Annotated in this window: 22 protein-coding genes; 16 read left to right on the top strand and 6 right to left on the bottom strand. The window is 67.5% G+C overall.

Features of this window, described 5'->3' with window-relative positions:
- Positions 1–27: 27 nt before the first annotated feature.
- Positions 28–1812: an aspartate--tRNA ligase gene (gene aspS / locus AC1D0A_RS04105; RefSeq protein WP_028277684.1), complete on the top strand. Its 1785-nt coding sequence runs from the start codon at positions 28–30 to the stop codon at positions 1810–1812.
- 95 nt (positions 1813–1907) lie between these two features.
- Positions 1908–2750: a GNAT family N-acetyltransferase gene (locus AC1D0A_RS04100; protein ID WP_476945229.1), complete on the top strand. Its 843-nt coding sequence runs from the start codon at positions 1908–1910 to the stop codon at positions 2748–2750.
- Positions 2751–3070: 320 nt separating this feature from the next.
- Here the strand turns inward: AC1D0A_RS04100 and AC1D0A_RS04095 are convergent, their stop codons facing one another.
- The 5 genes from AC1D0A_RS04095 to AC1D0A_RS04075 form a co-directional block, all read right to left on the bottom strand.
- Positions 3071–4468, bottom strand: a complete 1398-nt coding sequence (locus tag AC1D0A_RS04095; protein WP_476945228.1) for an MFS transporter — start codon at positions 4466–4468, stop codon at positions 3071–3073.
- 10 nt (positions 4469–4478) lie between these two features.
- Positions 4479–4808 (bottom strand): Dabb family protein, encoded by a 330-nt coding sequence (locus AC1D0A_RS04090; RefSeq protein WP_243177359.1) that lies wholly within the window; start codon positions 4806–4808, stop codon positions 4479–4481.
- Position 4809: 1 nt separating this feature from the next.
- Positions 4810–6480 carry a 4-oxocyclohexanecarboxylate 2-dehydrogenase gene (gene chcC1 / locus AC1D0A_RS04085; protein WP_243177360.1) on the bottom strand — a complete coding sequence of 557 codons (1671 nt, stop codon included), beginning with the start codon at positions 6478–6480 and terminating at the stop codon, positions 4810–4812.
- A gap of 94 nt (positions 6481–6574) precedes the next feature.
- Entirely contained in the window at positions 6575–7336 is a 762-nt protein-coding gene (locus AC1D0A_RS04080) for an SDR family NAD(P)-dependent oxidoreductase (protein ID WP_243177361.1), read from the bottom strand.
- 106 nt (positions 7337–7442) lie between these two features.
- Positions 7443–8228: an IclR family transcriptional regulator gene (locus AC1D0A_RS04075; RefSeq protein WP_243177362.1), complete on the bottom strand. Its 786-nt coding sequence runs from the start codon at positions 8226–8228 to the stop codon at positions 7443–7445.
- Positions 8229–8367: 139 nt separating this feature from the next.
- Between AC1D0A_RS04075 and chcC2 the strand changes: the two genes are divergently transcribed.
- A complete protein-coding gene (gene chcC2 / locus AC1D0A_RS04070; protein ID WP_243177363.1) occupies positions 8368–10086 on the top strand; it encodes a 4-oxocyclohex-2-ene-1-carboxylate 5-dehydrogenase in 1719 nt (572 codons plus the stop codon).
- Between the two features lie 156 nt (positions 10087–10242).
- On the opposite strand, the gene AC1D0A_RS04065 is transcribed toward chcC2, so the two are convergent.
- Positions 10243–10890 carry an acVLRF1 family peptidyl-tRNA hydrolase gene (locus AC1D0A_RS04065; RefSeq protein WP_476945227.1) on the bottom strand — a complete coding sequence of 216 codons (648 nt, stop codon included), beginning with the start codon at positions 10888–10890 and terminating at the stop codon, positions 10243–10245.
- A gap of 177 nt (positions 10891–11067) precedes the next feature.
- Between AC1D0A_RS04065 and AC1D0A_RS04060 the strand changes: the two genes are divergently transcribed.
- The 13 genes from AC1D0A_RS04060 to AC1D0A_RS04000 all read left to right on the top strand — a co-directional run bounded on the left by AC1D0A_RS04060 (position 11068) and on the right by AC1D0A_RS04000 (position 24265).
- Positions 11068–12396 (top strand): replication-associated recombination protein A, encoded by a 1329-nt coding sequence (locus AC1D0A_RS04060; protein WP_439954081.1) that lies wholly within the window; start codon positions 11068–11070, stop codon positions 12394–12396.
- A 265-nt stretch (positions 12397–12661) separates the two neighbouring features.
- Complete coding sequence (locus AC1D0A_RS04055) at positions 12662–13060, top strand: cupin domain-containing protein (protein ID WP_028276474.1); 399 nt, start codon at positions 12662–12664, stop codon at positions 13058–13060.
- A gap of 186 nt (positions 13061–13246) precedes the next feature.
- Entirely contained in the window at positions 13247–13873 is a 627-nt protein-coding gene (gene rpsD / locus AC1D0A_RS04050; protein ID WP_018773157.1) for a 30S ribosomal protein S4, read from the top strand.
- Between the two features lie 167 nt (positions 13874–14040).
- The gene (locus AC1D0A_RS04045; protein WP_018773156.1) at positions 14041–14415 is read left to right on the top strand and encodes a DUF948 domain-containing protein; all 375 of its coding nucleotides are present in this window, start codon (positions 14041–14043) and stop codon (positions 14413–14415) included.
- Between the two features lie 20 nt (positions 14416–14435).
- Positions 14436–14702 carry a DUF6167 family protein gene (locus tag AC1D0A_RS04040; protein WP_223916699.1) on the top strand — a complete coding sequence of 89 codons (267 nt, stop codon included), beginning with the start codon at positions 14436–14438 and terminating at the stop codon, positions 14700–14702.
- A 175-nt stretch (positions 14703–14877) separates the two neighbouring features.
- Positions 14878–17556, top strand: coding sequence for an alanine--tRNA ligase (gene alaS / locus AC1D0A_RS04035; protein ID WP_476943658.1), 2679 nt, complete (start codon positions 14878–14880; stop codon positions 17554–17556).
- Between the two features lie 10 nt (positions 17557–17566).
- Positions 17567–18151: a Holliday junction resolvase RuvX gene (gene ruvX / locus AC1D0A_RS04030; protein WP_243177367.1), complete on the top strand. Its 585-nt coding sequence runs from the start codon at positions 17567–17569 to the stop codon at positions 18149–18151.
- Positions 18148–19902, top strand: coding sequence for an endolytic transglycosylase MltG (mltG, locus tag AC1D0A_RS04025; RefSeq protein ID WP_476945226.1), 1755 nt, complete (start codon positions 18148–18150; stop codon positions 19900–19902). Before ruvX ends, mltG begins: the two co-directional genes overlap by 4 nt.
- A complete protein-coding gene (locus tag AC1D0A_RS04020; RefSeq protein ID WP_476945225.1) occupies positions 19899–20810 on the top strand; it encodes a shikimate dehydrogenase in 912 nt (303 codons plus the stop codon). Before mltG ends, AC1D0A_RS04020 begins: the two co-directional genes overlap by 4 nt.
- Positions 20811–20836: 26 nt before the next feature.
- Complete coding sequence (aroC, locus tag AC1D0A_RS04015) at positions 20837–22036, top strand: chorismate synthase (RefSeq protein WP_028276469.1); 1200 nt, start codon at positions 20837–20839, stop codon at positions 22034–22036.
- Positions 22037–22089: 53 nt separating this feature from the next.
- Positions 22090–22656 carry a shikimate kinase gene (locus AC1D0A_RS04010; RefSeq protein ID WP_308197220.1) on the top strand — a complete coding sequence of 189 codons (567 nt, stop codon included), beginning with the start codon at positions 22090–22092 and terminating at the stop codon, positions 22654–22656.
- The gene (aroB, locus tag AC1D0A_RS04005) at positions 22656–23747 is read left to right on the top strand and encodes a 3-dehydroquinate synthase (protein WP_079554549.1); all 1092 of its coding nucleotides are present in this window, start codon (positions 22656–22658) and stop codon (positions 23745–23747) included. The genes AC1D0A_RS04010 and aroB overlap by 1 nt, the downstream gene beginning before the upstream one ends.
- The gene (locus AC1D0A_RS04000) at positions 23747–24265 is read left to right on the top strand and encodes a tetratricopeptide repeat protein (protein ID WP_243177371.1); all 519 of its coding nucleotides are present in this window, start codon (positions 23747–23749) and stop codon (positions 24263–24265) included. The genes aroB and AC1D0A_RS04000 overlap by 1 nt, the downstream gene beginning before the upstream one ends.
- Positions 24266–24375 lie beyond the last annotated feature (110 nt).

Below are 24375 nucleotides of genomic sequence, written 5' to 3'. Positions count from 1 at the left end.
CCTCTGTCTTCTTCAGAAAGGCGTGCTGTGCTGCGCACACATGACCTCGGATCACTTCGCTCCGAGCACATTGGACAAACCGTAACCCTCGCCGGCTGGGTCGGCCGGCGTCGTGACCACGGTGGTGTCGCATTCGTTGACCTGCGCGACGCGTCCGGCGTCGCCCAGGTTGTGGTCCGCGAAGAAGAGGTCTTCCACGGACTGCGCAACGAGTATGTGCTGCAGATCGTCGGCACCGTCTCCCAGCGTCCCGAAGGCAACGAGAACCCGGCGCTTCCCACCGGCGAGATCGAGGTCATGGCCGAGAAGGTCACGATCCTCAACACCTCGGACCCGCTGCCGTTCCAGATCGACGAACACGTTGAGGTGGGCGAGGAAGCACGCCTGAAGCACCGCTACCTGGACCTGCGCCGCCCCGGCCCCGCCCGTAACCTGCGCCTGCGTTCGGAAGCCAACCGGGTGGCCCGCGAACTGCTCCACCAGGACGGCTACGTGGAGATCGAAACCCCCACGCTGACCCGTTCGACGCCGGAAGGCGCCCGCGACTTTGTGGTCCCCGCACGCCTGGCGCCGGGTTCCTGGTACGCGCTGCCGCAGTCCCCGCAGCTGTTCAAGCAGCTCCTTCAGGTGGGCGGCTTCGAAAAGTACTACCAGATCGCCCGTTGCTACCGCGATGAAGACTTCCGCGCGGACCGCCAGCCGGAATTCACCCAGCTGGACATCGAGGCCAGCTTCGTGGAACAGGACGACATCATCCGTCTGGGCGAGAACATCGTCAAGGCCCTGTGGAAGCTGATCGACGTCGAGATCCCGACGCCGATCCAGCGCATCACCTACCACGACGCCATGGCCCGCTACGGCTCGGACAAGCCGGACCTGCGCTTCGGCCAGGAACTCACCGAGCTGACCGAATTCTTCAAGGACACCAACTTCGGTGTCTTCAAGGCGCCCTACGTCGGCGCCGTCGTCATGCCCGGCGGCGCCTCCCAGGCCCGCCGGGCCCTCGACGCCTGGCAGGAGTGGGCCAAGCAGCGCGGCGCCAAGGGCCTGGCGTACGTCCTGTACAAGGAGGACGGCGAACTCGCCGGTCCCGTCGCCAAGAACCTCACCGAGACCGAGCGGGCGGGCCTCGCCGACGCCGTCGGCGCCAAGCCCGGTGACTGCATCTTCTTCGCAGCCGGCGAGAAGACCCCGTCCCGCGCGCTCCTCGGCGCTGCCCGCGTCGAGATCGGCCACCGCACGGGGCTCATCAACCCCGCTGACTGGGCGTTCTGCTGGGTCGTGGACGCGCCGATGTTCGAGCCGGCCGCCGCCGCCGTCGCCTCCGGCGACGTCGCCGTCGGCGCAGGCAAGTGGACCGCCGTCCACCACGCGTTCACCTCGCCCAAGCCCGAGTTCATGGACTCCTTCGACACCGATCCCGAATCGGCGCTGTCCTACGCCTACGACATCGTCTGCAACGGCAACGAAATTGGCGGCGGCTCGATCCGTATCCACGAGCGCGACGTCCAGGAACGCGTCTTCGAGCTCATGGGCCTGGACAAGGAAGACGCCCAGACCAAGTTCGGCTTCCTGCTGGAGGGCTTCAAGTTTGGAGCCCCTCCGCATGGCGGCATCGCCTTCGGCTGGGACCGCGTGGTTGCCCTGCTGGCCGGCGTGGAGTCCATCCGCGATGTCATCGCGTTCCCGAAGTCCGGCGGCGGCTTCGATCCGCTGACCCAGGCTCCCGCTCCCATCACGGCGCAGCAGCGCAAGGAAGCCGGCGTCGACTTCAAGCCGCAGCCCAAGAAACCTGAGGACGGTAGGGACTAGCCTGCGAACTTCAGCGGCAGGGGCYCCCCGGGCAACCGGGGAGCCCCTGCCGTCTGTCATTTGTAGCCCGCATTCGTCCCGGACGGAGTAGCTCGATGAACCTGGACCCGCGCCCCGGGATGATTCCTGGATCCATCCCCGGGCTGGAGACGCTGATGGATGCAGCGTGGCCTGCCGCGGAGCGCGAGGAATCCGGCGGGTGGGTGCTGCGGGCGGCGTCAGGGGTGACCCAGCGGGCGAACTCGGTCTGGCCGAGGGACCCCGGCGAGGATCCGCACCGGCAGCTCGCCGCAGTCCGCGACGCCCGGCTTTGGTACCGCAGCCGGCGGCTTCCGCTCATCTTCCAAATTTTTGAGGACCCACGCCGTGCGGCGCTCAACGCGGTGCTCGACGCCGAAGGGTTCACCCGGCAGTCCGAAACCCTGGTGCTCGTCCACGTTCCGGGTGCTGAGTCCGGACCGGAGTCCGGCGCGGGCTCCGGCGGCCCCGAACCTGCCGTGGAAATTTCGGCCCAGCCGTCGGCGGAATGGCTGGAACTGTGGTGGAGCGTCGACGGCCACGGGGGAGCGGACGAGCTCGCCGTGGCCCGCGGCATTCTCGAAGGGTGCCCCTCGCTGTACGCTCTGGTGCGGGACGACGGCGGCGCGCCGGCCGCCGTCGCACGCCTCGCCTTGCCCAACACCGGCCCGTCCGGGCCCGGATGGGGCGGGCTGTACTGCATGGCAACGCGTCCGGATGCGCGGCGTAGGGGCTATGGCGGCCGGGTGGTCCGGGCGCTGCTGCACGAGGGCCGGGCCCGCGGCCTGGCGGGGTACTGGCTGCTGGTCATGGCCTCCAACGCCGGTGCCCGCGGGCTTTACGCCGGCGCCGGCTTCCGCGAAGCCGGCCGCTACCTCTACCGTCAGGACAGGCCCAAGCGGCATTTGACCGGCTGCTAAAACGGCCTCTGCGGCACCCGAGCGAATCGGGCACCGCAGACGCCGACGGGCCTTTAGGCGAAGCACGGGACTCTACATGTCTTCGGTTTCGAAGTGCAGGCCGAGCCACGGCGAGGCAGTCAGTTGACCATTGGAGGTCCGAGGTGCGGCCGGCGGTACCTCGCCGTGTGCAGCCGGGGCTACGCACGGCATGGGTCTCTGTGTGGTGGATCCCTGCAGTCCCAAGGTCCGGGGCCCGGTCACGTGAATGGGCCAGCGGTGCGGGAATGCGCTGCGGGGGCTGGTTCTGGACATGAGGGTCTCCTCAGGGTCGGGGCGGTTCAGGGAAGCCGCATGGCCGGCAGAGCCTGCTGCCCGGCGAGATTTTCCCCGGCAAGCAGTTCTCGGCGCCGGGCGGTCCCGGCCAGGTAGGGGCCGCCCAGATCCTGAATCGGGGTCTTGTACGTCTCACGGCAGAAGTACACCGAAACGGCGGCGATCAGCATGCAGACCGTGCCGAAGACGGCCACGGGAACCCAGCCGGCGATGCCCGGGGTCAGGAGCATGCCAGCGATCATTGGGCCGAAGCCGGCCAGGACCAGACCCAGCTGATTGCCCATCGCCATGCCCGTATAGCGCACCGGGGCGGCGAACTGCTCGGCGAAGAACGAGGGCCAGATGCCGTTGAAGCCGGAGTAGAGCACCGTCATGTTCAGGAACGCGGCTAGGAAGACCAGCACAATGTTGCCCGAGGACAGGGCCAGGAAGTACAGGAAAATCGTGAGGGAGCAGCCGATCCCGGCGGTCAGCAGCACCGGGCGCCGGCCGATTCGGTCCGAGAGCTTCGCGGCCAGCGGCATGGCGAACATCGACAAGCCGATGGCCACGGCGTTGACGGTCAGGATGGAGGCCCGGTCAAAACCGGCCGTGGAGGTGGCGTACGCCAGGCCGAAGACCGTGAAGATGGTCTGCATGACGGACATGATGGACATTCCCATCACACGCAGGACATCGGCGCCCTGGAACTTGAGGACGTCCTTGACCGGCATCGGGGCGACATGCCGGTGCTCCTGGGCCTCCTCGAAGACCGGAGTTTCGTCCAGGTGGGTCCGCACCCAGTAGGCGATGCCCAGGACCACGATCGAGAACCAGAACGGGACGCGCCAGCCCCAGCTCATCATGGCTTCCTGCGGCATGGACGTGACTGGAATGAAGACGAGCGTGGCTAGGACCATGCCGGAGGCGTAGCCGGTCATCACGAAGCTGGTGAAGAAGCCGCGTTTGCCGTCCGGGGAGTGTTCAAGCGTGAGCGTGGACGCGCCCGCCGACTCGGCACCCGCGGAGAAGCCCTGGGCGAGCCGGCCCGCCACGAGCAGGATCGGGGCCAAGACGCCGACCTGTTCATACGTCGGCAGGAAGCCGATGCCGAGCGAGGCCAGGCCCATGATGCCCAGGGTGAGCAGCAGGATCTTCTTGCGTCCCAGCTTGTCGCCGAAATGGCCCATGACCAGCCCGCCCACCGGCCGTGCCACGTAGGCGACGCCGAACGTGGCGAAGGCGCCGATCAGTCCGATGGCAGGGTCGGCGGACGGGAAGAACAGGTGCGGGAACACCAGCGCAGCGGCAGTCCCGTAGATGAAGAAGTCGTAGTACTCCAGGGTGCTGCCCAGGAAGGATGCCAGGGCAGCCTTCCGCGGAGTTTTGCGAGCGGCCAGGCGTGGGGCGGATGCAGTGTGCATGGTGATCTCCTTAAGACGACGATGTCTCAGTGGACGCCGGCTTCGTAGCCTCAAGATGGAAGTCCACCGCGAGGATCTGCTGGCTGTTGGGAAACGAGTACGCCTTGAGCGGCTCGTGAAGCGGATGCGTGTTGTATACCGCGATGTCCTCGACCTTTTCGAAGTCCGCCACGATGGCGTAGTCGAAGGAGCGCTCGGTGCTGAGCAGGTCCGGGCCGTGGGTCAGGCTGAGCATTCCGGGAATGTTCCCGGTCATCCTGTTGAGTCCTGTGATCCATGCCTGCTTGTCGGCGGGCGGGAAGTCCGGTTTGAACTTGAAGAGGACGGTGTGGCGGATCATCTCAGGCTTCTATCAGTTCGGCGGGGACCGAGGAACCGGAGACGAACTCGGGGTCCTGTCCGGCGATGGTGCGGCCGGCGAGGTAGCCCATGGTCATGATCGGGCCGAGCGTCGCGCCGGCACCCGGGTACCCTGCGGCGTAGGCGTTTTCGGTGGTGTTGCCGGCGGCATAGAGGCCCTCGATGGGGCGGTTGTCCACGTCCAGGACCCGGGCCCGGCCATCGGTGGCGACGCCGCCGTTCGTGCCGAACGCGCCGTTGACCACTTCCATGGCGTAGAACGGTCCGGTCTGCAGCGGACCGAGGGACGGGTTCGGGTAGGGGTTCTCGTCGTCGCCCCAGTATTTGTCGTACGCGCTTTCGCCCCGGCCGAAATCGGGGTCCTCGCCCTTGACGGCGAACTCGTTGAACCTGGCCATCGTGGCGGCCAGGCTTTCGGCCGGGACGCCGATTTTCGCCGCGAGCTCCTCCAGCGTCGGAGCCTCGATCAGGTAGGCGGGGGTGGGCTGGCCTGCGCGGTGTGCCAAGATGCCGTAGCGCTCCATGTAGGCGTGGTCCACGATCACATGCGCGGGGGTGTTGAGGCTCTGGTTCCTGGCGGAATCCCAGGACTGCAGGCTGCGGGCGAGGTCGTTGTAGTTTTGGGATTCGTTGGCGAAGCGACGGCCGTGGCGGTTGACCATGAGCGAGCCCGGGCCCTGGCGTTCGAAGCGGAGCAGGGTCCCGATCGGCTGCCCGTCGCGGGTGTCGCCGGTAATGGACATTGGCGCCCACCAGGCTTCACGGGTGCCGCGGGTCTGGCCGCCGATCCGCTGTGACATCCGCAGGCCGTCGCCGGTGTTCGAGGGCGGCGAGCACATTGTGTACAGCCGTGAGGCAAGCATGGAGTCGGCCAGTGCCTTGTCCCATTCGAAGCCGCCGGTGGCCAGCACCACGCCGTCGTTCGCCTGGAAGATGTCGCCGGATTCGAGTTCGACCCCGGTCACCCGGCCGCCGTCCGTGAGCAGCCGGTGGCCGCGGGCACCCGTGACGAGTGCGGCGCCGTCGCGGACCAGACTAGCCAGGAGCATGGACACGAGGGCCTGGCCCTTGGCCACGAGCCCGTCGGCCTGGCGCTGGCCGAGGTCATCCCAGGGGAACTTGGTGAACGCTCCCCAGTTTTCATATTCCTGCATCGTGAACGGGGCGCGGCCGTCGGTGCGGACATGGGAGGTGAGCGCGCCGAGGGCTTCCTTGCTGTTGAACAGTTCGGGCTCCACCGTGCGGCCACCCTCCATTGCGCCGGGCAGGTCCTGGCGGTAGTCCGGGAAGTTGTTGAGGAAAATGAAGCGGACGCCGCATTCCTCTTCGACGAAGCGGAGCATCGTGCCGCCGTAGTTCAGGGCGGCGTCCAGGAGCTCTTCCCGCCCACGGCCCCGCGCCACGGCGCGGACATACTCGGCGGCCGCTTCCTTCGAATCGGCGATCCCGGCTTCCCGGGCGTAGTGGTTGTCGGCGACCCAGAGCATGCCGCCGGAGACGGCAGAGGTGCCGCCCAGCAGGGCGCTCTTTTCCAGGACGACGACGGACTTGCCGGCACGTGCGGCGGTGGCAGCCGCGGTGAGGGCGCCGGCGCCGGAGCCGACGACGACGACGTCGTAGCGGTCCAGGTCGGTTCCATGGACGAATTTCATAGGTGATGCCTTTCAGGGAATGAAGAAGTTCCTGCGCGGCCGGTAAGCCGCTCCGGGAAACTGGGGCAAGGGCGGCAGGTCAGGGGTGGAGAGGTCAGACGGCGGTGTAGCCGCCGTCGATCACGAGTTCCGAACCCGTAGTGAAGCGGGATTCGTCCGAGGCCAGGTACAGGACGCCGTAGGCGATTTCGTCCGGTTCGCCCTGCCGGGGCAGCGGATTGGAGCCGACGAGCTGCTTGTAATACTGTTCCGCGCCGATCTCGGACTGTTCGGCGGAGCGGCGGCTCATCCGGGTGTTCATGGAACCTGGATGGATGGAGTTCACCCGGATGCCGTGGCTGCCGTAGGCTGCCGCATCGGACTTGCTCAGCAGCCGGACGGCGCCCTTCGTGGCGTGGTAGAGCGGCACGTTCCGGCCGCCCGTGATGCCATGGATGGACGAAAAGTTGATGATGCTGCCGGCGCCCTTCTCGATCATTCCCGGGACCACGTGCTTGGTCATCAGCCAGACGCCCTTGACGTTGACGTCGAAGATCGTGTCGAAGTCAGAGACGGTGGCGGTGTGGGACGCGCCGGCCGGGCCGATGATGCCGGCGGCGTTGACCAGGATGTCGGGGGCGCCGAGGTCGTCGGTGACGCGGCGGATCGTCTCGGCGACGCTGTCCTCGCTGGTGACGTCGACGTCGTACTCGCTGATGTTTTCGTGAGTGGCGCCGGCCGGGATGCCGGCAACGTCGAGGCTGGCGACCTTCGCGCCGTGCTCGGCCAGCAGGGCGGCGGTGGCGCCGCCCAGATCTCCGCGGCCGCCGGTGACGATGGCGGTCTTTCCGGCCACGCGGCTCTGTGTGGGGTTCATGTGGTGCTCCTCGTGCTCCTGCAGCATCTTCGCTGCGACTAAGCCAGAGTGACAGTGAGTCTGTGACGGCAACCACGCGATTCCCGATGAACGGAAATGGAATGCCTTAGTGGCTTTGGCGGAGGGTTCCCTTGAGTTCTCCCTGCCAGCCGAGGGCCCGCGAAATGCCCCGCGCGGCAGCCATCAGGACGGGTACGCGGGCGGCCGCGTTCTCCTCGTTGCGCGGCACCACCACGCTGAGTGCGGCGCGGATGGTGTTGTCCGGGCCGAAGACGGGGACCGCGATGCCGCTGGACTCCGGCACGATCACGCCGGGCATGGCAGCGAAGCCGCGTTGCCTGATCTCGGCCAGGTGCCGGCGCAGCAAAGCGGGATCGGTCAGGGTGGTTTCGGTGAACTTCGTCAGGGGCCGGGCAAGGATGCGGTCCTGGTAGGCGGCGGGGGAGTGGGCCAGCAGGACCAGTCCGGAGGACGTCGCATGGACGGGGAGGCGGCCGGCGATCTTGGTGATGTCCACAATGGTCTTGTCGGAGCCCAGCCGCTCGATATACAGGACCTCGTCTGAATCAAGGATGCCCAGGGTGGTGGAGTGCTGCACCACGGCCTGGACGTCCTCCATGAACGGCAAGGCGGCCTCCCGCAGCCCCAGCATCTTGGACCCTCGGGAAACGAGTTCCCACATCCGCGTTCCGATATGGATGTCACCTCCAGGTTCGCGCTCAAGAAGCCGCTCGAGGAGGAGTTCGTTAACGAGGCGGTAGGTGGTGGTCACCGGCAGTCCGGTGCGGCGACCCAGTTCGGCGACGCTCATGGAGGTGTGGCTGTCGTCGAAGGCGCTGACGATTCTGACGAATCGTCCGATGATCGACTCGCCCGATGGGGAATTCGCCACACGCCCTCCTCAGGGAACCATATTCCCGCTCAATGGTAATCCTGCTCACGGGGCTGGCCGTCACCGGCTCTACTGGGGGACTAGCATTCAACCCCGGCTGCCGCAGCGAAGCGCGCGGCCGACTGAACGGAGCAAAACCATGAATATACCCGTCCTCTGTGATGTCCTCGTCATCGGCTCCGGTGCGGCCGGAATGGCCGCAGCGTTGAAGGCCGCCTCGCAAGGCCTGAACGTGATTGTGGCCGAGAAGGAGCAGTATTTCGGCGGCACGACGGCGATCTCCGCGGGCTGGGCGTGGGTCCCCGGCAACAAGCAGGGCGTAGAGCAGGGCGATACCCGCGAGGCAGCGGAGACCTACTTGCGAAGCCTGGCGCCGGAGACGTTCAACCAGACCGGCGTCCGTGACTTCCTGGATACCGTGCCGGAGGCCATCGCCTTCTTCGAGAACGAGACCGACGTGAAGTTCACCTACCCGGAGAAGTCGCCGGACTACAAGATGGACCTGCCCGGCGCGAAACTCTCAGGGCGGGCAATACTGCCGCAGGATGTCGACGCACGCGTGCTGGGGGACAAGCGGCTCCTGATGCAGCCCTACATGAGTTCCTACACTGTCTTTGGCTACATGCCACAGGTGGGTCCGGACATCAACGAGTTCTTCCACGTCAACCAGTCGGTCAAGTCGTTCGTCTACGTGGCGAAGAAGTTGTTGCGCACCTGGGCCGATGCCGCCCGCTATAAGCGGCCGGTCCTGCGTTCCAACGGCAACGCGCTGATGACCCGCATGGTCAAGAGCGCCGATGACTTGGGAGTGCGACTCTGGAATTCATCTCCTGTCCTCTCCCTGACCAGGGACGACGCCGGCACTATCACCGGAGCGGTCATTGGGGGAGACCACGCCGCGACTGTGGCCGCACGGCTCGGCGTTATCCTCGCTGCCGGTGGTTTCTCCGGCAACAAGGAACTGCGGAAGCGGTACTTCCCGCACGACGCCGACGGTGACGACCACTTCACCCCGACCGTGGGCCACGGCGGTGACGCTGCCACCCTGGCAATCAGCGTGGGCGGGCACATCGACAACTCGGTGTTCAGTGTGGGGTCCTGGGCGCCGGTAACTGTCTTCAAGTACCTCAGCGGTAAAGAGCGCCTCTTCCCGCACCTGCGGGCCATCGGGCTGCCGGGACTGATCGCCGTCGACCGTCACGGCAAGCGCTTCGGGAACGAAGCCCTGAGCTATCACGACTTCGGCGGGGCCATGATCGAGCACAACAAGGACGAGGACAAGACGTTCGGGTATGTGATTGGTGACGCCAGGACGATGCACAAGTACGGCATCGGCTATGCCAAGCCCTGGCCGATGCCGCGCGGCTACTTCTACAAAACGGCCTACCTGGTCAAGGGGGACACCCTGGCGGAGCTGGCAGGCAAGCTCGGCATCGACGCCGCGGGTTTGAAGGAGACTGTGGCCGGGTTCAATCCGGCAGCGGAACGCGGCGAGGACCCGGCGTTCGGCCGTGGCTCCACCCTGTACAACCACTTCCGCGGCGATATGGAACACAAGCCGAACCCCAATCTGGCCCCTGTCGGCAGGGGCCCGTACTATGCGGCCAAGATCCAGATTGGCGACCTGGGCACATTCGCCGGCATCGGCGTCAACGAACGCTCCGAGGTAGTTACCGAGGAGGGAACCGCCGTTCCCGGCCTGATCGCCGTCGGTGCGGCAGCGGTCAGCGTCTTCGGCGGCGGCTACCCTGGCTACGGCTCCCACATCGGCCCGGCCCTGGTGTTCGGCTACCGGGCGGGACGCGACGTCGCCAAACTCGCCGCCGATCGCGGTGTAACCCGCGCGGCCGGCGTCTGACGCCGAACGGCCGGGGGAGTCCATCATGGCGAATTCGCCCTCGACGGCGTCACCGTCACTCTGGCGCCGGAAGAGTAGCCGCGGCGTCCGGTAGCCGGATAGCGAAGAGGCCGTCATTCCATCTGTATACATTGGGGGATGGAACGGCGGATTATCCTACGCCTGCGGATCCGTCACCAGGATCCGCACCGCGCACAGGTCCGCGGCCGCCTTCTTCAGCACTGCGGCGCGCGGATCCGGGACGTCGAGGACCGCCAGCCTCGGCCGTGCCGCGTACTGCTTCAGAACCGGTTCGGCGAGGACCTGCTCGGCAAGGGTCCGGTCGCCGCCGGGAGCCAGATACTCGATCGGGTGCTCCGCGAAAATCCGCCCGGCGTGCTCGGCGACGGCCTCCACCAGGGCATCGGCCTGGTTGGCGCGCCGCCGGGCAAAACGTTGCTGGGACCAGCCGCCGGCAGCCGTCCGCGACTGGACGTGGCGCGTGCCGGTCTTGGACGCCAGCACGGTGCCGGCGCTGACCACAGCCACCGAATATCCGCCGCGGCGGACCAGCACGGTGCCGATGCTCCGCGACTGGGACGCCAGGGAAGCGAGGCGGGCGACGGCGTCGCGGCCGCGCCCAGGACGGCCGTCCGCCGGCCACGGCGCCTGGAGCAGGGCTACGGCGCCGTCGGCGGCGCGCAGCTGCAGACCGGCGTCGAGCTCCTCCTCCACCAGTGCGCCGTGGCTCGCGGCGAAGCGGTCCACCCAGCCCGGCAGCCGCGCCCCGGAGACGAACGCCACACGGGTGTCGGGTGTTGTCATGGCGCGGGTCTCCGTTACGAGGTTGTCTGGGCAGGCGGGAACTAGAAGTAGCCTATCTATGTGGATGATCTCTTTGGCGCAGGGCGGGACGGCGGCGCCGCTATCGAGGATGAGGGCGACGCTGACCAGACCGGCGAGAGCCGCCGGGTCTCCCCGCGCAGCCCGCTCGCCGTCCGGATGCGGCCTCGGACACTTGATGACGTGGTGGGCCAGCAGCACCTCCTCGGCCACGGCTCGCCGCTGCGCCAGCTCGCCGCAGGCACGGACGCCACCGGCCCCGCGGGTCCCAGTTCGCTGATCCTCTGGGGCCCTCCGGGTACCGGCAAAACCACGCTCGCGCACGTCATCGCCAAGGGCCCAGGGCGGAAGTTCGTCGAGCTCTCCGCCATCACTGCCGGCGTCAAGGACGTCCGCCGCGTCATGGACGAAGCCCTCACCGCCCGTGACCTGTTCAAAACCACCACTGTGTTGTTCCTGGATGAGATCCACCGCTTCAACAAGGCCCAGCAGGACGCCCTATTGCCCGGCGTCGAAAACCGCTGGGTGGTCCTGGTCGCCGCGACCACCGAAAACCCCTCCTTCTCCGTCGTTTCCCCGCTGCTATCGCGCTCCCTGCTGTTGACGCTCAAACCGCTCACCGACGCCGATGTCGAGGGCCTTCTCCTGCGGGCCGCAACGGATGACCGCGGGCTCGGCGGCAAAGTGGAACTCAGCGACGAGGCCCTGGCACACCTCGTCCGGCTCTCCGGCGGGGATGCCCGCCGTGCGCTGACCGCGCTTGAGGCGGCGGCCGGCGTCGCGTTCGGGGACGCGGACGACGCCGACGCAGTCGTAGCCGGCACAGCCAGCGGGGCGCCCGAGGCGGCCCCGGTGAAGATCGAGCTCAAACACACCGAACGCGCCCTGGATGTTGCTTCCGTCCGCTACGACCGGGCCGGGGACCAGCATTACGACGTCGCCAGCGCGTTCATCAAGTCGATCCGGGGTTCCGACGTCGACGCCGCGCTGCACTACCTGGCCCGGATGCTGGAGGCGGGCGAGGACCCCCGGTTCGTGGCCCGCAGGATCGTGATCTCGGCGGCTGAGGACGTCGGCATGGCTGACCCGACTGCGCTGCAGACCGCCGTCGCGGCGGCCCAGGCCGTACAGCTGATCGGCATGCCGGAAGGCCGCATCATCCTCGCCGAAGCTGTGGTGCATCTGGCCACCGCGCCGAAGTCCAACGCCGCGTACATGGGCATTAACCAGGCGATCGCCGACGTCCGCGCCGGGCTCGGGAACGGCATCCCCGCCCACCTTCGCGACGCCCACTACCCGGGCTCGAAACAGCTCGGCCACGGCAAGGGCTACAAATACGCCCACGATGCCCCGCACGCCGTCGCCACGCAGCAATACCCGCCGGACGACCTCGTCGGGCGCAACTACTACGAACCCACCGGCAACGGGGCCGAACGCGACATCGCCACCCGGCTCGAGCGGCTTCGGAGGATCATCCGCGGCACCTGAAAGGCACGTGGGCGGCAAGTGAACGCCCGTGACCTGCGGCTGGTCGGCGGCGCCCGGTGGCGCCGGAATCCGCCGTTGACATAGGGGCCAAGAGGTCTAACGTGGAATTACGGCGGCATGGATCTGCTGACCGTCCGTGCGGCGCAGGGGACAGCGCGGTCACATCGCTGGCTCCCTCGTTCCGGACCCCGGAACGGCAGCTGGCTTCGCTCCATCCCAGCTCATCCAGCGCGAGCGTTCCCGTCCCGTCCCCGGCAGGTGTCCCATGAGTATCAACTTCGTTACAGCCATGGCAGTGAAGTCCTTCGATGTGCCGGACAAGAAACGGTGCCCGGACAAGGCCGAATTCGACCTCTGCACAGTGAACGACTACTCGGTGGCCCGGCTGATCCTGGGCCCGGGCTGGCGGTGGTCGGAGAACACCAGACCCTACGAGCGGACCGACGTCTGCCTGCACCACCATCTCGGCTTCTGCATCTCCGGTGAAATGGAAGTCGAAACGGCCGAAGGGCTGCGCTCCACGATCCACGCCAACGACACCTACGCGATTCCGCCGGGACACGACGAATGGGTGGTGGGCCCGAAACCGTTCGTGGCCGTGGAATTCCTGGGCGCGGCGTCCTTCGGGCGCAGCGGTGTCCGGGGAGCGCACGCCAGAATCTGACTTCGGTCCGCCGGCCGGATCTGGTAGGCTGGACCGTTGTCTGGCAAGGCACGGACGCACAATCCATGGAAACTTCGGTTCGATGAGGGTTGCCCTGTGCCCAGTAGCAAAAGGCAGCGGTTGGCCGATGCTCTCCATCGTGGAGGCCAGTAACACTGACACACCGCAGATATTGGAAGGACACAAGTGGCTAACAACACTCGTGCTCGCCGTACCGCACGCCTTTCGCGTGCACTCGGCATCGCTCTGACCCCCAAGGCCGCCAAGTACATGGAGCGCCGCCCGTACGGCCCCGGTGAGCATGGCCGTGCCCGCAAGAAGCAGGACTCCGACTACGCCGTACGTCTGCGCGAAAAGCAGCGTCTGCGCGCCCAGTACGGCATCCGCGAAGCCCAGATGACCCGTGCCTTCGAAGAAGCACGCCGCACCAAGGGTCTGACCGGTGAAAACCTGATCGAACTGCTCGAAATGCGTCTCGACGCCCTCGTGCTGCGTGCCGGCTTCGCCCGCACCATCGCCCAGGCCCGCCAGCTGGTTGTGCACCGCCACATCCTCGTTGACGGCATCCGCGTTGACCGCCCGTCTTTCCGCGTCGGCGAGGGCCAGCTGGTCCACGTTCACAGCCGCAGCGAGACCATGCCTCCGTTCCAAGTTGCAGCAGCCGGCGCTCACCGCGACGTCCTGCCGATCGTTCCGGCTTACCTGGACGTCAAGCTTGACGCCCTGCAGGCCCGCCTGGTGCGTCGCCCCAAGCGCTCCGAGATCCCCGTGACCTGCGAAGAGCAGCTCGTCGTGGAATTCTACGCACGCTAATTCAAAAGGCATCACCTACAAAGAAGCCCGTGGCAAGCGCCGCGGGCTTCTTTGTATGTAAGGTACTTGGGGGAGTTCCCCGGGAGCCGGTTCCGCCCGGCGGTCGAAACCGTCGGAGCCCGACGCAACAAGCAGGTATCCACTGCAGTTCAAGGAGATGAGTGTCTATGTCTGGTGGCGATATTGCCGGCCTGATCGCGGCTGGAGTGTTTGCACTGCTGGTCCTGCTGCTCGCCGTGCCGATCCTGAAGCTCGGGGGAGTGTTCGACGAAATGCGGACCACCATCCGCTCCATCAGCGACGGCGCCACCCCGCTCATGGACGAGGTCACCGCCACGGTGACCACCACTAACGAGCAGCTGAAGAAGGTTGACGGCATCTCCTCGAACGTCTCGGACGCCTCCGCCAACATCTCGGCGTTGTCCTCGCTCATGGCCGCCACCGTGGGCTCGCCGCTGATCAAGGTGGCAGCCTTCAGCTACGGCGTGCGCTCCGCCTTCAGCACCCGCAAAAAGCCCGCCACCGGCCGCCGCAGCCGCTAAACCCTCCGGGAGCACCTGACATGAACAGAATCATCTGGATGGGAATCGGCGTCGCGATCGGCGTCATCGCCTTCCGCAAAGTCACCGAAGCGCAGTCCGCCCTCGGCCCCGAAGGCCTGAACCGGGCCGTCGGACGGCTGGCGGACGGCCTGCTCGACTTCGCCGATGCCGTCCGCGATGGCATGGGCGAGCGGGAGTCAGAACTCCGCACGGCCCTCGGGATCGAGACGGCAACGGACCTCGCTGCCGGCGGCACTGTCGCCCGCCGGGATGCGGTCCGGCGCTAGCCGGGAGAGAATTAGTAAGTAAGGTGCCCGTCACCGGGGGCGACGGTGCGCCGACGCCCCCGGTGACGGGCACCAGATTGACGGGCCCGGATCAATGCCGGTCCTCAGCTTGTCCCGCGCAGCACAGACGCGGGCCACCTAACGCAGTGAATATTGAAGGGTAAGAAAACAGCTCATGAAGTCGCAGGAGATCACCAAGCGCTGGATCGACTTTTTTGTCAGCAAGGGGCACACCGCCGTGCCCTCCGCCTCCCTGGTCTCCAGCGACCCGTCCCTGCTGTTTACGGTGGCCGGCATGGTCCCGTTCATCCCGTACCTGACCGCCCGTGAGGAGGCCCCCTACCAGCGGGCCACCAGTGTGCAGAAGTGCATCCGGACCGGTGACATCGAGGAAGTGGGCAAAACCGCCCGCCACGGCACGTTCTTCCAGATGTGCGGCAACTTCTCCTTTGGCGACTACTTCAAGGAAGACGCCATCAAGTTCGCGTGGGAGCTCCTGACCACCAGCGTGGACGACGGCGGGTACGGACTGCCGCCGGAGCGGCTCTGGGTCACCGTCTATGAAGAGGACGACGAGGCCGAGCAGCTGTGGCTGAAGAACACCGGCATGCCGGCCGAGCGGATCCAGCGCATGGGCAAGTCCGACAACTACTGGTCCACCGGCCAGCCCGGCCCCGCCGGTCCCTGCTCGGAGATCTACTACGACCGCGGCCCGTCCTACGGCGTCGAGGGCGGCCCCATCGCCGATGAAAACCGCTACGTCGAGATCTGGAACCTCGTGTTCATGCAGTACCAGATCGACAACGTCCGCTCGAAGGTGGATTTCGACATCACCGGAGAGCTGCCCAAGAAGAACATCGACACGGGCCTGGGCATGGAGCGCCTCGCGATGATCCTCCAGGACGTCGAGAACATGTACGAAACGGACCAGGTCCGCCCCGTGATCGACCGGGCCGCGGCACTCTCCGGCCGGGAGTACACCTCCGCGGAGTCCGCCGAGGACCCGCACCACACGGACGACGTCCGCATGCGCGTCGTTGCCGACCACATCCGCTCGGCCCTCATGCTGATCGCCGACGGCGTGACCCCCTCCAACGAGGGCCGCGGCTACGTGCTGCGCCGCCTGATCCGCCGGGCCGTCCGCTCCATGCGCCTGCTCGGCGTCGAAAAGGCGTGCCTGCCGGAACTGCTGCCCGCCTCGCGGGACGCCATGAAGGGTGTCTACCCGATCGTAGAGACCGACTTCGAACGCATCAGCCGGATTGCCTACGCCGAAGAGAAGGCGTTCCTGCGCACCATCGCCTCCGGCACCGCCCGCCTCGAGGACGCCGTCAAGGAATCCAAGGCCGCCAACCAGCCGCTCTCCGGCGCCGACGCCTTTGCCCTGCATGACACCTACGGCTTCCCGATCGACCTGACCCTGGAAATGGCCGAAGAGGCCGGGCTGAAAGTCGACGAGCCCGAGTTCCGCAAGCTCATGCTCGAGCAGCGCCAGCGCGCCCAGGCCGACGCCAAGGGCAAGAAGGGGTCGCACGCTGACCTCAGCGCGTTCCAGGAGCTGCTGTCCGCCGGCGAGACAGTCTTCACCGGCTACACCGAGCTCCAGGGCGAGTCCAAGGTCCGCGGCATCCTCTCCGGCGGCCGGAAGGTCGCCCAGGCCTCCACCGGCGATGAAATCGAACTGGTCCTGGCCGAGACGCCGTTCTACGCCGAAGCCGGCGGCCAGGCTGCCGACACCGGGCTGATCACCGGCGACGGCTTCGTCGTCGAGGTCCTGGATGTCCAGCGCCCCGTCAAGGGCCTCAGTGTCCACAAGGCAATCGTCCGCGAAGGCGAAATCGGTGCCGACTCGCTGGTTCAGGCCGCCGTGGACCGGGAACGCCGCCACGCCGCGGAGCAGGCCCACACCGGCACGCACATTGTGCACGCTGCCCTGCACCAGATCCTCGGCCCGGAAGCCCTGCAGCGCGGCTCCTTCAACAAGGCCGGCTACCTGCGATTCGACTTCGCCTGGGGTGAGGGCCTGAGCGCCGCCACCCGGTCCGAGATCGAGGAAGTCTCCAACATCGCCATCCGCAACAACTTCCGGGTGGAGACCAAGATCATGGGGCTTGCCGAGGCCAAGGCGCTCGGCGCCATGGCATTGTTCGGCGAGAACTACGGCAACGAGGTCCGCGTTGTGGAAATCGACGGCGCCTGGTCCCGGGAACTCTGCGGCGGCACCCACGTCGAGAACACCTCGCTGATCGGCAGCCTGTCCCTGCTCGGCGAACAGTCGGTCGGCTCAGGAAACCGCCGTGTCGAAGCCTTCGTGGGCATGGACGCGTTCCGGCACCTGGCCGCGGAGCGGGCGCTCGTCACCGAGCTCACGGAAATGCTGAAGGTTCCCTCCGGGCTGCTCGCGGACCGGATTTCCAACACCCTGACCAAGCTCAAGACGGCCGAGAAGGAACTTGAGCGGCTGCGCAAAGAGCAGCTCACTGCCGCCGCAGCCCAGCTGGTCGGCACCGCCCAGGATGCCGCCGGCGTCAAGGTCATCGCGCACGACGCCGGCCAGGTCAGCGGCGCGGACGACCTGCGCGGCCTGGCCCTGGACCTGCGGACGCGTCTCGGGTCCGAGGCCGCCGCCGTCGCGGTGGCCGGAGTCAGCAACGACCGTCCCGTGATCCTGGTCGCCACCAACGAAGCCGCCCGGGCAGCCGGAGTCAAGGCCGGTGCCCTGGTGCGCCTCGCCGCAGGCATCCTCGGCGGCGGCGGTGGCGGCAAGGACGACGTCGCCCAGGGCGGCGGGACCGACGCAGCCAAGGTCGGTGCTGCCCTCGGCGCCGTCGTGGACGCCATTACCAGGCGATAGCGGATCCCACGTGTCTGAAGCTGCTGTGGCCGGCGTCTACCCCCGGGGCGTGAAGCTCGGGGTGGACGTCGGCACCGTCCGTGTGGGGGTGGCCGTCTGCGACCCCGACGGAATCCTGGCGACGCCGCTGCGCACGCTGGCGCGGAACGTGAAGAAGAACACTGACGTGCGAATCCTGGCTGCCCTGGCCGCGGAGCTGGACGCCGTGGAGATTTTCGTGGGACTGCCGCGCACCATGAAGGGCGAAGAGCACGCCTCCGCCAGGATGGCGACCGAGTACGCACAGCTGCTGGTACTGGCCCTGCAGGACGCCGGATCCGAGGTGCCCGTGCGCCTGGTTGACGAGCGGCTCAGCACCGTGAGCGCCCACCGCAACCTGCACGAAGCTGGCATGAGCAGCAGGAATCACCGTACAGTTGTTGATCAGGTTGCGGCGGCAGGTATTCTGCAACATGCGATTGATATGCAAAAGGCCAGGGGAACGGAGGTCGGAAACCGCGTGTACGCGGAGTCTGCGCCGGGGCCGACCGGAGGCGGCGCACAGACCGGCCCGGCAGTACAGACGCACTCTTCAGAAAATGGAAGGCTACAGTGAGCCCGGTCAACAGTGATGACTCCTCCGGTGACGCCCTTGGTGGCGCCGGCCGACCGCTGACGCGCAAAGAAATCCGGGCCCGGGAAAAGCTTCTGGCCACCCAGGGCCACAACGTGATCCCGCCGCAGGCTTTTGAGACGGGACCGGACGTTCCGACGCCGGCAACGGCACCGGCACAGGAACAGGCACAAGACAGCGAACTGCCGCAGGCCGCACCGGAACTTCCCGACGCGGCACCGACAGTGCACGAAGAAGCCATTCGTGAAGAGCCCGTGCACGAAGAAGCCGTGCGTGAAGAGCCCGTGCGCGAAGAAGCCGTGCGTGAAGAAGCCGTGCGTGAAGAGTCCGTGCGCGAAGAAGGCGTGCACGAAGACTTCACGCAGCTGATCCCTGTCCGTGATGTACCAGTCCACGAAGTACCTTCCCGCGACGAGCCCGTCCGCGAAGACGCTGGCCACGAGGACGTCGTCTATGCGTCAGCGGGCCGGCTCGGCCACGGGGCCAGCCACGATGCGGCTGCCCATGACGCCGGCGTCCACGATGGCTACGCTCCGCACCCCCACGACGCGGCCCACCATCTCTACGACAGCTCCGTTGACCCCCAGGCACAGCCGCACCCGGAGGCCGAGTACCACGGCGACCCGGGCGAGGAGTTGATGGCCGGAGCGGTCCGCTACGACAAGGGACCGTCCAAGAAGGTCCGCCGGCGGCGCCGCTTCCTGGCACTGGTGCTGACCCTGACGGTCTTCGTCGTCGCAATCGCCGTCGGCGCACAGTTCCTCAAGCCCCTCCTGGGCGGGGACACCATGGCCGACTACCCAGGCCCCGGAACCGGTGAGGTCACCATCACGGTCGAACCCGGCGCCGGAACGCGGTCCGTGGCCACCGAACTTCAGTCGAAAAAGGTCGTGGCCAACGCGGACACCTTCCTCAAGGAGTTCACCGCATCCGGCGGTGCCCTGAACCCCGGCACGTTCTCGATGCGCCAGGAAATGAAGAACTCCGATGCCGTGGATGTCCTGCTCAACAAGGGCCAGAGCAAGGTCATGTACTTTGCGCTCAGCGCCGGGCTGCGGATCGGCGAATCCCTGCAGGCGATTTCCGAGGGCACCGGGATTCCTGTTCAGGATCTGAAAGCGCTCAGCGATGCGCCCGCGCAGTTCGGCGTCCCGGCCAAAGCCAAGAACCTCGAGGGCTACCTGGCGCCGGGGGAGTACCGCTTCCCGTTGGGCTCCTCCGCCAAAGACATTTTGCAGAAGCTCGTCGGCAGCACCCAGGATGAACTCAAGGCCCAGGGCGTTACCGATCCCGCGAAACAGTACGACGTCGTGACCGTGGCCAGCATCGTCCAGGCCGAAGGCGGCCAAGCCGAATATGGTGACGTCGCCGGCGCCATCTACAACCGCCTCAAGCCCAACAACACCGAGACCAACGGGCTCATCCAGTCCGATGCCACCGTCACCTACGGCCTGGGCATCCGCAGCTTCCACATCGACGAGGCCCAGAAGGCTGACAAGTCGAACCCGTACAACACCTACGCCAACCAGGGGCTGCCCGCCGGCCCCATCGGTTCCCCCGGCAAGACGGCCATTGACGCCGCCGCCAAGCCCAAGTCCAACAGCTTCCTCTACTGGGTCACCATCAACCTGGACACCAAGGAGACCAAGTTCTCCAAGACGCTCGCGGAACACAACGGCTACGTGGCGCAGTACAACGCCTGGTGCGAGGCCAACCCGGGACGCTGCGTATGACGCTGCGGGCGGCCGTCCTCGGGCATCCCATCAGCCATTCGAAGTCGCCCGCGCTGCACCGGGCCGCGTACGCCCACCTGGGCGTGGATATCGCCTACTCCGCCATTGACGTGACCGAGGCCGCCCTGCCCGATTTTATGAGGCAGGTCAGGGACGAGGTGCGCGCTGACGGTTCCTGGCGCGGCCTGTCGGTCACCATGCCGCTCAAATCGGCCATGGTGGCGGAAGTGGACGAGGTCCGGGGCGTGGGGCGCGCACTCGGGGTCGTCAACACGGTTGCGTTCGAATCAGACGGCGGCAGTGCCGGCCACACGCGACTGGTCGCGTACAACACCGACGTCACCGGGATCGTCAACGCGCTCCGGCACGCGGGGGCAGCCTCGGCGCCCACCGCCGTGATCCTCGGCGGGGGCGGGACCGCGGCAGCAGCCATCGCGGCGCTCAAGGAACTGGGGGCGGTGTCCGCCGAAGTGTTCGTCCGCGATGTCAGCCGCGCGGCGGAGGCCCGCGCGGCCTCCGCCGCCGTCGGCGTCCCCGTCCGGGTGCTTCCCCTCGCCGGGGCGGCAGCCGCCGTCGCCGCGGCCGACGTGGTCATCTCCACGCTGCCGCCCCGCGCTGCAGACGCACTGGCCGGTGAACTGGCCGGAGAGCTGGCGGCGAAACGTCCAGGAGAACTGCCTCCGCATGGCAGCCCGGGCGTCCTCCTGGACGTCGCCTATGATCCATGGCCCAGCCGGATCGCCGCGGTCTGGCAGGAAGCCGGCGGAACGGTGGTCCCCGGCCTGGAAATGCTGATCTACCAGGCGGTGGAGCAGGTACGGCACTTCACCGGGCTGGGCGGGGCCCTCCCTGCCGGTGTCACAGATGTGATGTGTGACGCAGTCGGGGCGCCCCGACGGGTGTTCTAACCGCCCGACATGGCAGGATGGAATGTATGTTGCGTTGGTTGACTGCCGGAGAATCCCATGGCCCGGCACTGGTCGGAATAATTGAAGGCGTGCCCGCCGGTGTGGAACTCACCAGCGCCCACATCAGCGAGGCGCTGGCCCGCCGCCGGCTCGGCTATGGCCGCGGCGCCCGGATGAAATTCGAGCAGGACGTGGTCACGATCCTCGGCGGAGTCCGCCACGGCCTGACCCAGGGCGGCCCCGTCGCCATCCAGGTCGGCAACACCGAATGGCCCAAGTGGGAACAGATCATGTCCTCCGATCCCGTGGAGCCCGAAATCCTGGCCGACCAGGCCCGGAACGCCCCGCTGACGCGCCCGCGGCCCGGCCACGCAGACTTCACCGGCATGCAGAAATACGGCTTCGACGAGGCCCGCCCGGTCCTGGAGCGCGCCAGCGCCCGCGAGACGGCCACGAGGGTGGCACTCGGCACGGTCGCCGCGGCCTTCCTCAAGCAGCTCGGCATCGAGCTCGTCTCCCACACCGTATCCATCGCCAGCGTCGCCGTGCCGGAGGGCCGGCCGCTGCCGGTGCCGGGCAACGTGCTCGCCCTGGATGCCGACCCGCTGCGCTGCTTCGACCGCGAAACCTCGGACGCCATGGTGGCCGAGGTCGACGTCGCGCACAAGGAAGGCGAAACCCTCGGCGGCGTCGTCGAAGTGCTTGCCTACGGACTCCCCCCGGGACTCGGCAGCTACGTGCACTGGGACCGGCGCCTCGACTCGCGTCTGGCGGCCGCCCTCATGGGCATCCAGGCCATCAAGGGCGTTGAAGTCGGCGACGGCTTCCTGACCGCCGCGCGCCGCGGCTCCGCCGCCCACGACGAGATCGTCAAAGACGCGGACGGCAAGATCATCCGTACCTCCAACCGCGCAGGCGGGATCGAGGGCGGCATGAGCATTGGCGATGTCCTGCGCGTCCGTGCCGCCATGAAACCGATCGCCACCGTGCCCCGCGCGCTCAGGACGGTCGACGTCAGCACGGGGGAGGCCGCCAAGGCCCACCACCAGCGCTCCGACGTCTGTGCCGTGCCGGCCGCCGGTGTGGTGGCCGAGGCCATGGTGGCCCTCGTGATCGCCGAAGCGGTCGCGGAAAAATTCGGCGGTGACTCCGTGCAGGAGACCGCCCGCAACATCAAGGGTTACCTGGACAGCATTCCGGCGTCCCTGGACTCGATCGGCCACTAGTGCCGGCCGGGAAAACCGACGGGCCCTCCGTCGCGGCGGCGCCCGCGGCAAATATCGTTGGCCCGGTGGTCCTGATCGGACCGATGGCCGTGGGCAAATCGGCGATCGGACAGCAGCTCGCCGAGCACTTGGGGTGCGCCTTCATGGACACCGACGCCCTCGTGGTGGCCCAGCACGGGACGATCGCCGAGATCTTCGCCAGCCGCGGCGAGCACGCCTTCCGCGAAATGGAGGCCCGGGCCGTGGCCCAGGCCATCGAAGAGGCACAGGGCGGCACCGCCGTCATTTCGCTCGGCGGCGGGGCCGTCCTTGATTCCGGTACCCAGCAGCTCCTGGGCCGCTGTACCGTTGTTTACCTCGAATGCGACGCCGAGACTGTAGCGGAACGCATCGCCAGAAATTCGGGCCGGCCGCTCCTGGCCGGCGACGCCATGGGCCGGTGGCGGACCTTGTTCGCCACCCGGCAGCCGGTCTACGAACGGCTCGCCGACCTCGTCCTCGATGTCCGGCGCGGCAGCGTTCCGGAGCTGGCTCACCGGCTGGAAGATGCGCTGGGGGAGCGCGCCGCGGCTAAGGCCGCGGCGGTGCCCACTCCGGCGTCGACAAAGGAAGTTGAATAGTGAGTACCGAATCAACCGTCATCAAAGTCACCGGACAAACGCCGGGTGAGAACTACGACGTCGTAGTGGGCCGCGGCCTCTTGGCAAGCCTGCCGGGCCTGCTGGGTGAGCGCGTCAAGCGCGTGCTGGTCATCCACCCCCGTGCGCTGCGGTTGACCGGGGACACCGTCCGGGAAGAGCTGGCCGCCGCCGGGTTCACCGCGCTGACCGCAGAAATCCCCGACGCCGAAGAGGGCAAACACATCGAGGTCGCCTCGTTCTGCTGGCAGGTGCTGGGGCAGAACGACTTCACCCGCTCCGATGCCATCGTCGCCGTCGGCGGCGGCGCCGTCACCGACCTGGCCGGCTTTGTCGCCGCGACCTGGCTGCGCGGCGTGAAGGTCATCCACATGCCCACGAGCCTGCTGGGCATGGTGGATGCCTCGGTCGGCGGCAAGACCGGCATCAACACCGCCGAGGGCAAGAACCTGGTGGGCGCGTTCCACCCGCCGGCCGGTGTCCTCGCGGACCTCGACACGCTGGAGACGCTGCCGAAGAACGAGATCATCTCCGGCATGGCCGAGGTCATCAAGTGTGGCTTCATCGCCGACCCGGCCATCCTGGACCTGATCGAGAAGGACCCGTCCGCTGTCTCCGATCCGCGCTCGGACATCCTGCGCGAACTGATCGAACGCGCCATCAGCGTCAAGGCCCGGGTGGTGTCCGAGGACCTGAAGGAAACCGGCCAGCGCGAGATCCTGAACTACGGCCACACCCTGGGCCACGCGATCGAACTCGCCGAGCGTTACTCCTGGCGGCACGGCGCCGCCGTCTCCGTGGGCATGATGTTCGCCGCCGAGCTCGCCCGCAGCGTCGGCCGGCTCAGCGACGCCGACGCCGACAGGCACCGCAGCATCCTGGAAAGCCTCGGGCTTCCCATCACCTACCGCCGCGACCGCTGGCAGGCCCTCCTGGACGGCATGCGCCGGGACAAGAAATCCCGCGGTGACCTGCTGCGGTTCGTGGTGCTCGACGGCGTCGGCCGGCCCGGCATCCTCGATGTCCCGGACACGTCCCTGCTGTTTGCCGCCTACCAGGAGATTGCCTCCTGATGCACATGGTCAAGGGCGGAACGAGCGAGTGGCCGGACGCGGGATTTCCCGGGATCCGGATCAACCCGCAGTCCCTGATGCCCCAGATCGTCAATGACGATGTCATGGCCGAGGCCCTGGCGGCCTCGACAGACCCCGGGGACCTGATCCTGGTCCGGCTCGTCGAAGGGCACGCGGCCGAAGCCGCCGAGCTCCTCGCCGAGGCCCGCTACAAGGACCCCGGCTCGCTCCGGCTGCGGATCTTCGAGGCGGACGTGCTCCGGGTCTCGAACCGGTTCGACCGGGCGGTGGAGGTGTTCCGCCAACTCCTCGCCGAGACCCAGGGCACCCTGGAGGAGGCCGCCGTCCGCCAGCACCTCGGCAGGGCCTACTTCGCCGGCGGGAACATTGGCGCCGCCGTCGAATCCTTCGCCAAGGCACTGGATCTGCGCGTCGCCGGGTCCGCCGACGCGGCCCTCATCTACGCCTCCACGGTGGCGCTGCAGCGCGCCCGGGACGTGCTGGAACAGCAGTCCTGAGCCCGCGTCAGCCAGCTGTCCGCCGGAACCGGTAGAATAGAACTTGGATTTTTGACAAACACGCGTTGGCGGCCACTTGGCATGCCGGCCCGGCATAAGCGTCCGACCGC

The organism is Arthrobacter sp. P1_D4 (assembly GCF_056406115.1).
This window is presented reverse-complemented; position numbering and strand designations above follow the sequence as displayed.

Coding starts and splice junctions, on each gene's coding strand:
- AC1D0A_RS04100 (WP_476945229.1), top strand. CDS start 1,908: ATGAACCTGGACCCGCGCCCCGGGATGATTCCTGGATCCATCCCCGGG.
- AC1D0A_RS04095 (WP_476945228.1), bottom strand. CDS start 4,468: ATGCACACTGCATCCGCCCCACGCCTGGCCGCTCGCAAAACTCCGCGG.
- AC1D0A_RS04090 (WP_243177359.1), bottom strand. CDS start 4,808: ATGATCCGCCACACCGTCCTCTTCAAGTTCAAACCGGACTTCCCGCCC.
- chcC1 (WP_243177360.1), bottom strand. CDS start 6,480: ATGAAATTCGTCCATGGAACCGACCTGGACCGCTACGACGTCGTCGTC.
- AC1D0A_RS04080 (WP_243177361.1), bottom strand. CDS start 7,336: ATGAACCCCACACAGAGCCGCGTGGCCGGAAAGACCGCCATCGTCACC.
- chcC2 (WP_243177363.1), top strand. CDS start 8,368: ATGAATATACCCGTCCTCTGTGATGTCCTCGTCATCGGCTCCGGTGCG.
- AC1D0A_RS04065 (WP_476945227.1), bottom strand. CDS start 10,890: ATGACAACACCCGACACCCGTGTGGCGTTCGTCTCCGGGGCGCGGCTG.
- AC1D0A_RS04060 (WP_439954081.1), top strand. CDS start 11,068: ATGCGGCCTCGGACACTTGATGACGTGGTGGGCCAGCAGCACCTCCTC.
- AC1D0A_RS04055 (WP_028276474.1), top strand. CDS start 12,662: ATGAGTATCAACTTCGTTACAGCCATGGCAGTGAAGTCCTTCGATGTG.
- AC1D0A_RS04045 (WP_018773156.1), top strand. CDS start 14,041: ATGTCTGGTGGCGATATTGCCGGCCTGATCGCGGCTGGAGTGTTTGCA.
- AC1D0A_RS04040 (WP_223916699.1), top strand. CDS start 14,436: ATGAACAGAATCATCTGGATGGGAATCGGCGTCGCGATCGGCGTCATC.
- alaS (WP_476943658.1), top strand. CDS start 14,878: ATGAAGTCGCAGGAGATCACCAAGCGCTGGATCGACTTTTTTGTCAGC.
- AC1D0A_RS04020 (WP_476945225.1), top strand. CDS start 19,899: ATGACGCTGCGGGCGGCCGTCCTCGGGCATCCCATCAGCCATTCGAAG.
- aroC (WP_028276469.1), top strand. CDS start 20,837: ATGTTGCGTTGGTTGACTGCCGGAGAATCCCATGGCCCGGCACTGGTC.
- AC1D0A_RS04000 (WP_243177371.1), top strand. CDS start 23,747: ATGCACATGGTCAAGGGCGGAACGAGCGAGTGGCCGGACGCGGGATTT.